The sequence below is a fragment of the Flavobacterium sp. DG1-102-2 genome (genome assembly GCF_033042555.1).
Classification (GTDB): Bacteria; Bacteroidota; Bacteroidia; order Flavobacteriales; family Flavobacteriaceae; genus Flavobacterium.
This window is the reverse complement of sequence record NZ_JAWLIK010000001.1, coordinates 359,459-375,393: the sequence shown is the minus strand read 5'-3', so window position 1 is coordinate 375,393 and position 15,935 is coordinate 359,459. Positions and strand designations below refer to the sequence as shown.

General features: G+C 39.0%; 11 protein-coding genes. 8 read left to right on the top strand and 3 right to left on the bottom strand.

Going from position 1 to position 15,935, the window contains the following annotated elements; genetic code table 11:
• The first annotated feature begins 36 nt into the window (after window positions 1-36).
• Window positions 37-1,407, top strand: coding sequence for an NAD-dependent succinate-semialdehyde dehydrogenase (locus tag R1T16_RS01570; protein ID WP_317499301.1), 1,371 nt, complete (start codon window positions 37-39; stop codon window positions 1,405-1,407).
• 212 nt (window positions 1,408-1,619) lie between these two features.
• Here R1T16_RS01570 and R1T16_RS01565 read toward each other — a convergent pair whose 3' ends face one another.
• Window positions 1,620-3,548, bottom strand: a complete 1,929-nt coding sequence (locus R1T16_RS01565) for a M1 family metallopeptidase (RefSeq protein ID WP_317499300.1) — start codon at window positions 3,546-3,548, stop codon at window positions 1,620-1,622.
• A 186-nt stretch (window positions 3,549-3,734) separates the two neighbouring features.
• Here R1T16_RS01565 and ccsA point away from each other — a divergent pair, with 186 nt between their 5' ends.
• The 4 genes from ccsA (at window position 3,735) to R1T16_RS01545 (ending at window position 10,196) form a co-directional block, all read left to right on the top strand.
• Window positions 3,735-6,926 carry a cytochrome c biogenesis protein CcsA gene (gene ccsA / locus R1T16_RS01560; RefSeq protein WP_317499299.1) on the top strand — a complete coding sequence of 1,064 codons (3,192 nt, stop codon included), beginning with the start codon at window positions 3,735-3,737 and terminating at the stop codon, window positions 6,924-6,926.
• Window positions 6,927-6,960: 34 nt separating this feature from the next.
• On the top strand, window positions 6,961-7,551 hold the full coding sequence (locus R1T16_RS01555; protein ID WP_317499298.1) for a glutathione peroxidase: 591 nt from the start codon (window positions 6,961-6,963) through the stop codon (window positions 7,549-7,551).
• 62 nt (window positions 7,552-7,613) lie between these two features.
• Complete coding sequence (gene menD / locus R1T16_RS01550) at window positions 7,614-9,269, top strand: 2-succinyl-5-enolpyruvyl-6-hydroxy-3-cyclohexene-1-carboxylic-acid synthase (protein ID WP_317499297.1); 1,656 nt, start codon at window positions 7,614-7,616, stop codon at window positions 9,267-9,269.
• A 93-nt stretch (window positions 9,270-9,362) separates the two neighbouring features.
• The gene (locus tag R1T16_RS01545; RefSeq protein WP_317499296.1) at window positions 9,363-10,196 is read left to right on the top strand and encodes a S1 RNA-binding domain-containing protein; all 834 of its coding nucleotides are present in this window, start codon (window positions 9,363-9,365) and stop codon (window positions 10,194-10,196) included.
• Window positions 10,197-10,205: 9 nt separating this feature from the next.
• On the opposite strand, the gene R1T16_RS01540 is transcribed toward R1T16_RS01545, so the two are convergent.
• Together R1T16_RS01540 and R1T16_RS01535 are read right to left on the bottom strand one after the other, a co-directional pair.
• On the bottom strand, window positions 10,206-11,420 hold the full coding sequence (locus tag R1T16_RS01540) for a sterol desaturase family protein (protein WP_317499295.1): 1,215 nt from the start codon (window positions 11,418-11,420) through the stop codon (window positions 10,206-10,208).
• 113 nt (window positions 11,421-11,533) lie between these two features.
• Window positions 11,534-12,727, bottom strand: a complete 1,194-nt coding sequence (locus R1T16_RS01535; RefSeq protein WP_317499294.1) for a serine hydrolase domain-containing protein — start codon at window positions 12,725-12,727, stop codon at window positions 11,534-11,536.
• A gap of 247 nt (window positions 12,728-12,974) precedes the next feature.
• On the opposite strand from R1T16_RS01535, the gene R1T16_RS01530 reads away from it, so the two are divergent.
• From R1T16_RS01530 to R1T16_RS01520, 3 genes are all read left to right on the top strand, one after another.
• The gene (locus tag R1T16_RS01530) at window positions 12,975-13,817 is read left to right on the top strand and encodes a 1,4-dihydroxy-2-naphthoyl-CoA synthase (RefSeq protein ID WP_317499293.1); all 843 of its coding nucleotides are present in this window, start codon (window positions 12,975-12,977) and stop codon (window positions 13,815-13,817) included.
• 74 nt (window positions 13,818-13,891) lie between these two features.
• On the top strand, window positions 13,892-14,419 hold the full coding sequence (locus R1T16_RS01525) for a PH domain-containing protein (protein WP_317499292.1): 528 nt from the start codon (window positions 13,892-13,894) through the stop codon (window positions 14,417-14,419).
• The gene (locus tag R1T16_RS01520) at window positions 14,409-15,914 is read left to right on the top strand and encodes a PH domain-containing protein (RefSeq protein ID WP_317499291.1); all 1,506 of its coding nucleotides are present in this window, start codon (window positions 14,409-14,411) and stop codon (window positions 15,912-15,914) included. The genes R1T16_RS01525 and R1T16_RS01520 overlap by 11 nt, the downstream gene beginning before the upstream one ends.
• Window positions 15,915-15,935 lie beyond the last annotated feature (21 nt).

The window sequence follows — 15,935 nt, the reverse complement described above, 5'->3', positions numbered from 1 at the left end:
CACAGTTACAAGTATTAATTCAAAAACAAAAAAATTATGGCTATAGCAACCATTAATCCCTTTAACAATAAGGAAGTAAAGAAATTTGATGTGCTCAGCGAAAGCACTATTGATGAAAAGGTAAGTAGTGCCGACAAGGCATATAATGTATGGAGAGATAAACCTGTGGAAGAGAGGGCAAAACTGCTTGCCAAAGTAGCGCAGCTGCTTCAGGAGAAAAAGAAAGAGCTGGCAAAACTTATTACACTGGAAATGGGTAAACTGATAGGGGAGAGCGAAGACGAAATTGATATTAGCTCTGCCATCTTTAAATACTATTCCGATAACGCCGAAAAATTCCTTGAGGACAAACCATTTGAGGTTAAAGAAGGTAAGGCGTATGTAAGATACAGCCCTATCGGAGTTATCCTTGGTGTAGAGCCATGGAATTATCCGTTCTATCAGGTAGCGCGCATAGCTGCGCCTAATATTGCCGTGGGTAATGTTATTATGATTAAACACGCCAGTAATGTACCGCAATGTGCTCAGGCTATTGAAGATATATTTAAAGAGGCAGGCGCCGAAGAAGGAATTTATACCAATCTGTTTGTTGCCGGTGACAAAATTGGAAAATTGGCTGAAGATGAACGTATCAAAGGGCTTTCACTTACAGGCAGTGAAAAAGCTGGTGCAAGCCTTGCTGAGGCAGCAGGTAAAAACCTTAAAAAATCGGTGCTGGAACTTGGTGGCAGCGATCCGTTCATCGTGCTGGATGATGCCGATCTTGACAACGCCGTCGCACAGGCGTTTGACGGACGTATGAAAAACATGGGCCAGTCGTGTACGGCTGCCAAGCGTATGATCGTTTTGGAATCTGTTGCAGATGAGTTTCTTGAGAAGCTTACCAAAAAAATGTCTGGGCTTAAGGTAGGCAACCCTGCAGATGAATCGACCGAAATAGGTCCGTTAAGCAGTGAAGACGCTGCTAAACAGCTTGCTGAGCAGGTGGAAGATACGGTAAGAGCAGGTGCTAAGGCAGTTATTGGCGGTAAACGACTTGATAGGGAAGGTGCCTTTATGGAGCCTACGATCCTTACAGATATCAAACCGGGAATGAGGGCTTACCGCGAAGAATTATTTGGCCCTGTTGCTTCATTTTACAGGGTTAAAGATGAAAATGAAGCAATTAAGCTGGCTAACGATTCAACTTTTGGGCTTGGTGGGGCCGTATTTAGTAAAGATATTGCTCGTGCAGAGAAAGTAGCGTTGCAGATAGAAACAGGTATGGTATTTATTAACGAACCTACCAATTCAAGTCCGGAACTTCCTTTCGGAGGAACAAAAAGGTCAGGTTACGGAAGGGAACTTTCAAGTTTAGGAATTGAAGAATTTGTGAACAAAAAACTGATACGTATCAGCGGAAAATAAAAACTGGTAATTCCAAAAAAAAGCCTGCCGGATTGAAAAATCTTAGCAGGCTTTTTGTGCTTAAAATCGAAAAACCAAATGCGCAACATTATTTTACAAAAGATTGATTTACAGATTTTTAGCTTACTCTAATTTTACGCACAAAAACGGCGTTTTGAGAACCAAAAGCGTAACATTAAAAGGCGGTTTATGTTACTAAACCGCCTTTTTTGTTATTGTTTTATCCAGGAATTATCGCTGGAATCGATATCAGGAAGAAGTCGCAACGGATCAATATCTATAGCTTTCACTTTTTTAGCGGAGTTAAGCATGTAGTTCCATTCATTCGTACGCTGCCATATTTCTACAGGCAGGGTTTTGGTTTCTTTTGTATCGTCATCATAAACAACTTTAAACACTACCGGCATTGGTACATCGCCTTTGTTTATAAAGGTGATAATAGCGTTATCAGCATTCTGAACCACTTTTGTAACGCCAAGATCTATGTTTCCGCTGCCCATAAACCAGCCTCTCCAAAACCAGTTAAGATTCTCTCCGGCGCCATTATCCATTGCATTAAAGAAATCTGAAGGCTGTGGATGTTTGTAAGACCAGTTTTTAATGTATGCCTTAAATGCATAATCAAAACGTTCAGGGCCAAGTATGTATTCACGAAGCAGGATAAGACCTGTTGCAGGTTTAGAATATGCTGTATAGCCTAAGTTCATGGGCCTTGCCACGTCAGGATATGTAGCGATACTCTCCCTGTATTTTGATTTGAACCAAAATACTCCGTTACGGCCTTTGGCAGCGTCGGTAGGGTATTCTCCATTGTTAAATGCTAATGTGCTGTAGTAGTTAATAAAGGTATTGAAACCTTCATCCATCCATGCATAACGGCGTTCGTTAGAACCTACGATCATAGGGAACCAGTTATGGCCAAACTCGTGATCGGTCACTTCCCAAAGATCCTGTCCATGGCTTGAAGCGTGGCAGAATGATAAGCCTGGATACTCCATACCGCCAACGTTTGATGCAACGTTTACTGCATTTGGATAAGGATATTCAAACCATTTTGTAGAATAATGTTCTATAGAGGCTTTAGTATATTCTGTAGAACGTCCCCAGGCTTTATCGCCGGCACTTTCTTTAGTATATACCGATTGTGATACTGATTTTTTACCGCTTGGCAGGTTGATACGTGACGCATCCCATATAAATGCTTTAGACATTGCAAATGCAACATCGCGGCTGTTCTTCATTTTAAAATGCCATGTAACTTTTCCGTTTTGTACAGGTCGTGTTACTTTAGTGTTTCCAACTTCGTTAGCAGAGATAAGGAAAACAGTCTTATCACTTTGTGCTGCTTTTTCCCAACGGCTTACCAGTTCCTTTGATAGTGCTTCTTTAGGGTTTGCAAGCTCTCCTGAACCTACAACAATATAATCATAAGGAACGGTTACTTTATAATCATAGTCGCCATAATCAAGATAGAATTCGCCTGCTCCAAGATAAGGTTCGGTATTCCATCCTGTTACATCATCAAAAACGGCGACACGCGGATACCATTGTGCCATGGAATATACAACGCCATCTTTGGTTTTCAGCTGGCCCATGCGATCCATCCCTTCCTCAGGAATCTTAAATTCAAAATCCATGCTTACGGTAGCTACACCACCTTTAGAAGCAATAGGCTCATTAAAGAACACCTGCATACGGGTATCGGTAACCAGGAATCTTGAAGACGCCTCTCCCTTAACTTTAGCAGAAAGTCCTGTGATCTTAAAACCACCATCGGTATCACCTGCATAACGGTTTCTGCCGTCAATAGGGGTTGTCAATGTACCACGGGAATCTGCAGTAAAGCGGTTTTGTTCCACATACATCCATACATAGCTAAGATCTTCAGGGCTATTGTTGTGATAAGTTAGGGTCAGCTTTCCTTTAAGGGTACCGGCTTTATCATTAAACTCGGCATCAATAGCATAATCTGCCCTGTTTTGCCAGTATTCCGGTCCGGGAACGCCCGACGCTGTACGGTAAGTGTTACCTCGACGGTACATAACGTCATCAAATTTTGACTGATTGTTAGGGAGTATCTCCTGCGCAAAAGCAGCCAATCCGCTAAAGCAGAAAAACAATAGGAATTTGTTTATTCTCATTAATTGTATAGGTTAATTGGGTAATAGTTGTTTAAGTAAGCGCAAACGTCAAATATACCGAACTTATCATTATTACAAAAAAAATATTTGACATTGTGAATTGGTCATTTTTTTCAATAAAATCGGGATTGAGATTTAAGTTTTAAGTACTTTTGCAACGATTTACAAAAACAACTTTCCGCGCTCATGGATAAAATTATTTCGTTCTTTTCCTCAACACGTTTAATGGCTGTACTTTTTCTCGTTTTTGCACTTGCAATGGGTATTGGTACATTTATAGAAGACGCTTATAACACAGATACTGCACGTATATTCATTTACAACGCAAAATGGTTTGAAGCCATCATGCTGCTGTTTGTGATTAACTTTTTTGGTAATATTAAACGCTACCAGCTTCATAAAAAGGAAAAGTGGGCCACTTTGCTGCTTCACCTTTCGTTTATATTCATTATCATAGGTGCGTTTGTTACGCGTTACATCAGCTATGAAGGTATGATGCCAATAAGGGAAGGTGCTGCCGAGAGCCGTTTTTATTCTGATAAAACATATCTTACAGTATTTGTTGATGGTGAATATGAGGGAGAAATGCGTCGCAGGACGTTTGAAGAACACCTGCTTCTTTCTCCAGTAGCAAATAATAACTTCTCTATCTCTGAAAAGTTTGCTGATATCCCGTTTGACGTAGAATACAAGGATTTTAAGCTTGGCGCAAAAGAAACAGTTGCAGAAGATCCTAAAGGAATTTACTACCTGAAACTGGTTGAAGCCGGAGACGGAGGCCGCCATGAGCATTACCTTAAAGAAGGAGAGGTACAAAACATACATAACCTTCTTTTTGCGCTTAATATCCCTACTGAAGGGGCAATAAACATTACTATCAAAGATGGTAAATATACCATCAAAACCCCATTTGAAGGAGATTATATGCGAATGGCAGATAAAGCTACTGGAGATGTAGTCAAAGATGCCGATCAGCCGCTGATGTTCCGTTCCTTATATAATGTCGCAAACGCACGTTTTGTATTTCCTGATGCACCAATCAAAGGAAAGGTTGACTATATAGCGAGTAAAGATTTTAAGACTAAAGAAGAATCGGCACTTACTGTTGTAGTGAAATCAGAAGGGGAGGAAAAAGAGGTAACGCTTTTAGGCGGTAAAGCCAAAATGGGTGTACCGCAATCATTCAAATTAGGCAAACTGGAATATACGCTTATGTATGGCAGCAGGACTTATACGCTTCCTTTTGCCATAAAGCTGAATGATTTCATTGCTAATAAATATCCGGGTACTGAGTCAAGCTACGAATCGTTCGAAAGCAAGGTTACTGTTGAAGACAAAGAGCAGAACACGACTTTTGATGCCCGAATCTATATGAACCACGTACTTGATTATAACGGTTACAGATTCTTTCAGTCAGGTTTTGATCCTGATGAAAAAGGAACTAATCTTTCTGTTAGCCATGATTTTTACGGTACCTGGATAAGCTACATTGGGTACTTCTTATTATACATTGGTCTTATGGCAATATTATTTGATAAAAATACGCGATTTGGCGACCTTAAACACAAACTGGATAAGGTTAAGGCAAAGAAAGCCGCGCTATCTGCAATTGCATTTTTCTTATTTGTGTTTACGGGGTATTCTCAAAACCACATGCACGATCAGCCTACCGAGGCACAAATGGATTCTATCATCTTGAAGTACAAGGTTAGCGAAGAACATGCTGCTAAATTTGGCCGAATGATCATTCAGGATGCAGGGGGAAGGATGAAGCCTATTAATACATTCTCTTCAGAACTTTTAAGAAAAGTGAGCAAGAGCGATACGTACAAAGGGCTTAATTCAGACCAGGTATTCCTTTCTATGGCCATGATGGACCAAATGTGGTTTAGTGTGCCGATTATTCAGCTTAAAAGAGGTAACGATAGCTTAAGGATAGTCGCCGGACTTGAAAAAGAAGCAAAATTTGCTGCGCTATCTGACTTTTTTGATGCACAGGGTAATTACAAGCTTACAAAAATACTTGAAAAAGCGTACCGAGTAAAAGAAGCTAATGAGTTTGAGAAAGATTACATGGATATCGATAAAAGGATAAACCTTTTATATTCTGCATTAACAGGGCAGATATTAAAAGTATATCCTGTTCCAAATGATAAAGGAAATAAATGGGTTTCTTATCTTGAAATCCCTCAGGTTAAAAACCCCGAGCTTGACAAGATTAAAAATGTTTTGCCATTTTATATACAGGCGTTAGCCGAGGCAAGCCAGAATAATGACTACAAGCTTGCAAACAGCCTTCTTGAAGGCCTGACTAAATACCAGCATAAGTATGGGGCCAGTATCATGCCAAGTGACGATAAAGTAAACACGGAAATTTTATATAATAAATATGATATCTTTAAAAAGCTTTATAGTTATTATGCATTAGCAGGTATTTTAATGTTCCTGTTTGCTATTATAAAAATATTCAACTCACGTAAATGGGTTAGTGTAACAGTTCAAATTTTTAATATAATAGTTGGCTTGCTTTTCCTTTTGCATACTGCGGGACTTATTGCGCGATGGTATATATCTGGCCACGCGCCCTGGAGTAATGCCTACGAATCTGTTATTTATGTTGCCTGGGCAACGACGTTCTTCGGCCTTGCTTTTGGATTTGGATTCAAACAAATCAGTTTTACTTCGGGCATTCGTTCAGTATTTCGTTTTTCATCCGAAAACAGATCAGAGCTTACAGTTGCTTCAACAGCCTTTGTGGCAGCTATGGTACTGTGGGTTGCGCATCAAAGCTGGACTGACCCTGAAATAGGTAATCTTGTGCCTGTACTTAACTCGTACTGGCTTATGATTCACGTTGCGGTTATTGTAGGTTGTTACGGACCATTTACATTAGGCATGATTTTAGGTCTTGTTTCTCTTATCCTTATGATATTTACTAACGATAAGAACAAGGTAAAAATGGAACTCAATATAAAAGAGCTTACTTATATAAATGAAATGACGCTTACCGTAGGACTTGTGATGTTGTCTATTGGCAACTTCCTTGGCGGGCAATGGGCTAATGAAAGTTGGGGGCGCTACTGGGGATGGGATCCTAAAGAAACCTGGGCGCTGGTAAGTATTATGGTATATGCCTTTGTAATACACATGCGTTTTGTTCCTGCGTTAAGAGGTTCATGGATATTTAACTTCTTTAGCGTTTTGGCCTTTGCCTCTATACTAATGACTTATTTTGGGGTAAATTTCTACCTTACAGGACTGCATTCGTATGCTAGTGGTGAGGTAAGGACACCAGTATATTTCCTTTACATGGCTATTGGCGTATTTATTATAGGAACACTCGCATATGTACAGTACAGGAAATATTTTAAGAAGTAATTTTTCGTAATTTTAGATCATTAAAAATTAAACGATGAAAAAATTTGCAATTGCAGTGATGGGTGCAGCTTTATTATTTAGCTGCCAGAACCAGGCTCAGACTAAAAAAATTAAAACCACAAAAGAAACAACTAAAACTATGTCGGCATCAAACATATACGGGTTTAAAGTTACTGACCTTAGCGGAAAAGAATTTGATTTTGCTTCACTTAAAGGTAAAAAAGTAATGATAGTAAATACTGCGTCTAAATGCGGACTTACGCCTCAGTACAAAGACCTAGAGGCATTGTACAAAGACTATAAAGACAAAGGTTTTGTAATTGTAGGTTTCCCTGCAAATAACTTTGCTGCACAGGAGCCCGGCACAAACAAAGAAATCGCTGAATTCTGCCAGCTGAATTATGGTGTCACTTTTCCAATGATGGATAAGATATCAGTTAAAGGAGATGATATGGCGCCAATCTATCAGTTTCTTACTCAAAAAAGTAAAAACGGACTTCAGGACAGCGAGGTAGAATGGAATTTCCAAAAATACCTTATCAACGAAAAAGGTGAACTTGTAAAAGTAATAAGCCCAAGAACGCTTCCTACAGATGCTGAGATCGTAAACTGGATTAAAGCATAACAAAATACATTCAGGGCCCGGAAATTAAAAATCCCGGGCCCTGATTACTTAAACTCCTAAAAATGATCTATCCTAAAATACCTTTGGCACAAAGCATATTAGAAATATGCCTTGCCAAAGGAGTTACAGATATTGTAATCTCTCCGGGATCGCGCAATGCTCCCCTGACCATAGGTTTTGCCAATAACCCAAACTTTAACTGCTATAGCGTAGCAGATGAGCGTTCGGCAGCATTTTTTGCTTTAGGCATGGCGCAGCAGCTTAAGAAACCTGTTGCTGTTGTTTGTACCTCAGGATCAGCATTGCTTAATTATTATCCTGCCGTTGCGGAGGCTTTTTACAGTCAGATTCCGCTTATTGTTATCTCTGCCGACAGGCCGCACGATAAGATTGATATAGGTGACGGGCAGACTATCCGTCAGGAAAATGTATACGCTAACCACATTGCTTATACAGCCAATCTTTTAGAGGATGCTTCTACCGAGAACGACAGGCTCATAAACGAAGCTATAAATATAGCTGTATTGCAAAAGGGCCCGGTACATATTAATGCTCCTTTTGAAGAACCATTGTATGAAACGGTTACAGCCCTTTCTGTACAGTCACAAGTATTTGATACAATCGTTGAAGAGCCTTTTAAAGAAGATCTTACTTTATATATTGATAAGTGGAATACTGCTAAGAAAAAGTTGGTCCTGGTAGGTGTTAATGATCCTAATACTATTGACGCAGGTGTAATTGAACATTTAGCTAAAGATCCATCGGTAGTCGTGATGGTAGAAACCACGTCTAACCTGCATCATGAGACATTCCTGAATAGTATAGATACTATAATTACACCGTTTACAGTTGAAAATTTTGAGGCCTACAGCCCTGAAATATTAGTAACTTTTGGGGGAATGGTAGTTTCTAAACGTGTTAAGGCGTGGCTTAGAAAATACAAACCGACTGATCATTGGCACATTGATACACTAAGGGCTTACGATACCTTTGGCGCGCTTACTAAACATTTTGAAGAAGATGCCAATACTTTCTTTTCTGATTTTCTGCCAAAAACAATAATGGTCGAAAGTGGTTACAACCAAATGGCACAGGAGCTTAATGCCTTCAGGAAAATAAAACATGACGAGTATCTCGCAACGATTCCTTTCTCAGATTTCAAAGCTTTTGAAGTTATACTTCCGGCGCTTAACGAAAATTCGCAATTGCAAATAAGTAACAGTTCTGCAATACGTTACCTTCAGTTATTTAATGTAAAAGATTCTGTAGAGGTTTTTTGCAACAGGGGCACAAGCGGTATAGATGGCAGCAGCTCTACGGCAGTCGGAGCAGCTGTGGCAAGTGGTAAAGAAACACTGCTAATAACAGGAGATATCAGTTTTCTGTACGACAGTAATGCACTTTGGAACAACTACATTCCTAAAGATTTTAAAATTATTGTGATCAATAATGGAGGAGGGGGTATCTTCAGGATATTGCCCGGCCATGCAGAAACACCGGTCTTTAATACGTATTTTGAAACGGCTCATAATCTTACTGCTGAACATCTTGCAAAAATGTATGGGTTTAGTTACGATACAGCACGTGATGAAAACGGATTAACTACAGCATTAGAAACATTCATGCAAAACGGAACCCAGCCTAAAATCCTGGAAGTGTTTACACCTATGCTGGAAAATGACAAGATATTGCTGCAGTATTTTAAGGAACTAACATAGAATAACAAGCCGGTTTTAAGCCGGCTTTGTTATTTAATAACCTTAGTAAAGATTACCCTATTCTTCGTACCTTTGCAGCTGAAATTTATACGAATGATCGAAATAGGAAAATACAATACGCTTAAGATTGTAAGGGATACACAGGTTGGACTTTATCTTAGTGACGGAAAAGAAGACATATTATTGCCGAATAAATATGTGCCGAATGAATTTGAGATAGACGAAGAACTAATTGTATTCGTGTACCTGGATCAGGAGGAGCGTCCTGTAGCTACAACGCTTGAGCCTTATATTTACCTAAACGAATTCGCATTACTTCGCGTAAATTTCACTAATAAGTTCGGAGCGTTCCTTGATATGGGGCTAGAGAAGGATTTGTTTGTGCCTTTTCGTGAGCAGGCTCGTGAAATGGAAAAAGGCAAGCGTTACCTTGTTTACATGTACCTTGACGAAAAATCGAACAGGCTTGTAGGTACCAGTAAGATCAATCAGTTCCTTAAAAATGATGAGCTAACCGTTGAAAACGGTGAAGAAGTAGATCTTATCATTTCGCATATTACGGAGATGGGTATCAATGTGATCATTAATGAGCAGCACAAAGGCTTATTGTATAAAGATCAGGTGTATGATGACGTACGCACCGGTGACAGGATGAAAGGCTATATCAAAAACATTCGTCCTGATAAAAAAATTGACGTTACCCTGCAAAAACAGGGCTTTGAGGGCATTGAACCTAATGCCGAGATAGTGCTTGACGAACTTCGAGCTAATCGTGGTTTTCTTCGTTTAAACGATGACAGCCATCCTGAGGATATCAAGACAGTACTAAAAATGAGCAAAAAGACCTTTAAAAAAGCCATCGGTACACTTTATAAGCAAAAACTTATCGAAATTAAGGAAGACGGCATTTACCTCGTGCGGGAGTAAATAGTGCGCTTACTTGGTTTGCAATACATAACCCTGATACCATTTGCTTAGCGCGAATATCTTTTCGGCTGCAATAAGTGCAAATACCGGCAGCAATAATAATTCAGCGTGGCCTTCTAAATACAGAAGGTAGCTGAATAGAATTGCAAGCCTGAAGTATTCAAGGTAATAAATCCATTTGCGCTGCTCAAGCAATGCCCCGCAATTGATAAGGGTAATCATTATAAAGCTAAGATAAAACAGCTTGTCTGCGATAGTTTGGGTGTTGTAAAAAAAAGTGAACCAGCTAAGCATTGCCACAGATAAACCTATTTGCAGCGTCAGGTAATTTTTGAATTTTAATTCCTTTAATCGTAATCGCCTGTCCTGCAAAAATTTCTTTTCCAGTTCAGGACGTATATCCTGATCCATTACAGCAGGGCTCCCAAAAACAGCGCTCCACTTACCTTTAAAAGTATTAGCACGTCTATACGATTCATATATCTCAAAATAGTAATGAAAATGCATCCAAAGGAAGCTATAGCTTTTTAAAGAATGAGTAAGCCCATATTTAGGCTGTTCTTCCTCGACCTGAAACGTACCAAACATCTTGTCCCAAAAGACAAACATATCACCATAGTTCTTATCCAGGTATTTTTCATCTGAGGCATGATGTACACCATGCAGCGACGGGGTTATAAAAACGTATTCCAACCACTTTACCCTGTTTAATACCTGTGTATGTGTAAAGAATGAATACGCGCCATGTACGAGCAGCATCGTGATGACCATGGTAGGGTGAAAGCCCATAAAAGGTAATATGCACCAGAAAACGGTTCGTATCAATGCCTGGATTGTCGTAATCCTAGCAGAAGCCGTAAGGTTAAACTCTTCACTCTGGTGATGCACAATATGTGCTGCCCAAAAAATGTTCACTTCATGCCCAAGCCTGTGGTACCAATACCACACAAAATCTGTAGCCAGTATAAGGGCAAGCCAAACCACCCAGTTACAGGAAACGGTAAATAATCTATAATTATCATACACCCAATAATACACTTGATAAAAACTGGCAGAAACAAACAGGTTTATCAGTCTTTCGGCAATACCTATGCTAACATTTGATATAGAGCTGTCATACTTGAACAGGTGTGCTTTTTTTCTGTGTTGTGCCAGCTTATATTCCATATAAACAAACAGGAAGAATGCAGGCATTGCAAAGGCAAGATAATTTAGTTTTTCCATTTTACTAATTTTTTCCATCGCAAATATAGTTATTAGTCTACTAAGTTGGTAGACTAATTGTCAACAGAAATAGTTAATAAACGAAAAAGCCCTTAAAAATAAGGGCCTTTAAATTATTCAAGTTCGTCGTCTTTATCAGGTTTTATAGGGTAGTGGCCAAATAACGGCGCTAATTTCCATACTTTATAAGGCTTATAAGAAAATTTATTGGACAATGCAATAATGGTTACAGTGTCTTTTTTTAGAGTTACGTACGATGTAGTATTACCGTGCCACCATCCATTATGATAAAATAATTTTTCTCCTGTTTCCCATTCGTGAAGGCGTATACCAAGCCCGTAGTTCTTAGTTCCTTTGTGTTCGTAACTGTATCCCTGGAACACTTCTTTATAAAGCTCAGGGTTAAGGAATTTTTTAGAGTATGTTGCAAGGTCAAATTTGAGCATATCGCGCGGCGTGGAGTAGATATTCTTATCGCCATAAACGTCGTCAAGAAAATCGTAGCCATAAAGTACGTTATTACCTTTATACGATCGGGATGCGGTTTCCCTGTCTTTTTGATAATCAAAAACGTAAGTGTTCTTCATGCCCAGCGGTTCAAAAACTATCTTTTTCATAGCCTCACGGTAGTTCATATGGGTTACCTTTTCTATGATCAGAGCAAGCATTGCGTAATTGGTATTACAATAGCCAAACTTTTTATCGGGTAAAAAGTACAGATTGAATTTATGCTGTGCAAAAAGGTTCAGTATATCCTGATTAGTCAGCATACTGCGATCCCAAATGGCTTTATCATCACAAAAATAGGCGTAGTTTGGGAGGCCGCTCCTGTGATTTAAAAGCATCCTCACTGTAATATCTTCATAAGGAAATTCAGGAAGCAGCGTATTTACCTTTTGATCCAGCTGTAGTTTATTACGGTCAATTAATTTTAGCACAAGCGCAGCAGTAAATACCTTGCTTACAGATGCTAAATGGACAGGTGTTTGCGAAGTAATCTCAACCTTGTTGCTCCTGTTGGCAAATCCGCCATACTTTTCATAGAGTATCTTTCCGTTTTTAGCCACGAGAAATCCGCCGCTCAGGTCGTCTTTTCTCCATAATTTGTGGTAAAAATTATCAATACTATTAGTCTTGGCAGATTTGTATTTTAAGCTGACTTTATTAAGCTTAACGTCAAGCGGGGCAATCCTTAATACGGTATCGTTAACTTCTTTTTTTGTATTTTCTGCAACTTCAGACTTTTCTTTTAGGCATGAAACACAGGTTAATGCAAATATATAGGGTAGTATTCGTGTAAACTTCATTTTTTAGTAACGGGTAAACCGCAAATATAATTAAACCATAACTTTTGAAGAGCTTTTTAGATAAGGTTAACACTAAAAAAATCGAATTATTATTCAATAAATAGTTAATGTTTTGAGTCTAAATAAATTATCTTATAATTGAATTTATACATGATTTTTAAAAGCTGTAAGAGCCTTCTTATGATGCCATATTTTTATTGGCGAATGCAAAAAATGACTTATTTTTACGGTAAATTATTATACAAGCATGAGCAATATAAACTGGAAAACTGTAAAGGAGTTTGAAGATATTACCTATAAAAAGTGTGATGGTGTAGCGCGTATCGCGTTTAACAGGCCGGATGTACGAAATGCTTTCCGACCGAAAACCACAGCAGAGCTTTTTGAAGCTTTTCTTGATGCGAGGGAAGATACCTCTATAGGTGTTGTTCTTCTTTCTGCCGAAGGGCCATCATCTAAAGACGGAATTTATTCATTTTGCAGTGGAGGTGACCAAAAAGCACGCGGCCACCAGGGATATGTGGGAGACGATGGTATGCACCGCCTTAACATACTTGAAGTACAGCGTCTTATCCGCTTCATGCCAAAAGTTGTAATTGCTGTTGTTCCGGGGTGGGCAGTAGGCGGAGGACATAGTCTTCACGTGATCTGCGACTTAACGCTTGCGAGTAAGGAACACGCTATTTTTAAACAGACTGATGCCGATGTAACCAGCTTTGACGGTGGTTACGGATCTGCTTATCTTGCCAAAATGGTTGGGCAGAAACGTGCACGTGAAATATTCTTTTTAGGCCGCAACTATTCGGCTCAGGAAGCTTACGAAATGGGAATGGTAAATGCAGTTATTCCTCATGATGAACTTGAAGATACTGCGTATTCCTGGGCACAGGAGATACTAGATAAATCCCCTACATCTATAAAAATGTTGAAATTTGCCTTTAACCTTACCGATGACGGAATGGTTGGGCAGCAGGTATTTGCAGGAGAAGCTACACGATTAACCTATATGACCGAAGAGGCAAAGGAAGGTCGCGATGCGTTTCTTGAAAAGAGAAAGCCTAACTTCAGGGATATTAAATGGATACCATAATTACAGCTTAAATTAATATGTTCCGTGTTCAACTTTTTGGCACGGAACATATCGCTTTTAAATACTCCTTCAAAATGGAAAATTACATAAACGAACCAATAGATCTTTCTGCACTACCGCGTTTTGAAGATGTGCGTTTAACCCGTTTGCAGCCGTCTTACCTAAAAGTGATATGGTTTAATTACGCATTGGTATATGGCACAATTGCGATATGCGCAGGAGTAGCATTTTATTTTATTAATGAACTGAATAAATATTGGATTCCTGTTGCGATTTTGTACGCATTGGTTGTAATTCTATCTATTTTAGTATCACTTTTAAGTTTCAGGAATAAGGGATATGCATTTCGTACTCACGATGCTATTTATAAAAGCGGCGCTATAGCAATTACTACAACTATCATTCCCTACAACAGGGTACAGCACGTTGCATTGCATGAAGGTTTTATATCAAGGGCGTTTGGGCTTGCATCAATAGAAATATTTACTGCCGGTGGCGACAAGAGTGATATTCAGATACCGGGTATAGAAAAAGAGCAGGCAGAAAAGATAAAACTGCTGCTTATGGGTAAAATAATTAATGAGGTATCGAATGAAGAGTAACTTTAGCGAACCGCAGCGCCAGTCACTTATAGGTGTGGTTATTATGTTTGCCGATACTTTTCAAAGTGCTCTGCGTGCGCTTTGGCCTTTTTTAATAGTTTGGGTCTACAAAATTGACCAATTCGGCCGTGCTGCTTTGTGGGCTGTTATCGTTACGATACTTTTAGGAATATGTATTATTGCCTATTTAAGGTATCGAAACTTCACTTTTTTTCTTGATGAGGGAAACGAAGAATTTGTAATACGAAAAGGAATATGGAATAAAAGCCGCATAGCAATTCCTCTTGATAAAATTCAGCAGGTTAACATTAACCAGTCGCTTATCCAAAAGATAATTGGCGTGCATGCCCTTGAAGTGGATACTGCAGGCAGCAGCGGCAAGGAAGTATCTATAAGGGCTATAAATCATGAAACCGCGCTATCATTAAAAGACAGGCTGTTAGAAGCAGGATATTCTAAAGACAATACTAACAATGCCAAAGAGGATAGTGATGCAAAATCAGTGCATCCATTCATACAAATAAGCCTATTAAGTTTATTTAAGACAGGTATTACGTCAAACTACACAAGGAGTTTCGCTCTTTTGCTGGCGTTTATAATTACTTCATTTCAATATATAGAAGATTTTATAGAAGCAGCCGGATATGATGAAGATCCATTGGATGAATATATAAATCCCGAAATACTGCTGCGCTTTATAACATTTATAATTTTAGGCATAATGGTTTTAACACTGATTATAAATCTTGTCCGCACAATAGTAAGGTATTATAATTTCAGGATTACAAAACAACATGATTCGCTGCTGCTATCTTACGGGTTATTAAATACAAAGAACACGATACTGCGCCCCAACAAAGTTCAGATCGTTACAGTTGGTAATAATTTCTTTCAGAAGAAATTCAACATGAACGATTTAAAAATAAGGCAGGCATCAGGTGTTGAGGCTAATGACCGGGATCAGAAAAAGACAGCAATTGAAATTCCGGGATGCAGTCATGAAGAAAAAGATATGCTACTCAAATTTCTGTTAGGAAAGATTCCGGAAAAAGGTACGGCCCTGAAACCAAGTTTACGCAAGATTATCATGGAAACTATAATCTTCCTCGTAATTCCGCTGGGTGTTTATTTGCTACTTGCCTTTCTTGTTTATCCGTCAATAAAGGAATACATCGTATTTTTGCCTTTATATGCTTTATTTGTTGGAGTCCTTATTTATTTCGGGTTCAGGCATTACAGGCTTTTTGTGTCTGATGATTTTATTATCAAACAAAGCGGCGCATGGGACATTGACAGGGAATTTATAGTTCCGGACAAAATACAAACGATTTCTATAAAACAGTATTTTTGGCATAAAGGTTCAGATATCGGTATCGTAACACTGCATACTGCGGGGGGCACGCTGTCATTTGGGCTTTCAAATTACACAAGACTTAAGCAACTGGTAAATTATTGGTTATACCAGGTGGAAACAGGAACAGGACAATGGATGTAAAATCCAACATAAGATTTAAAA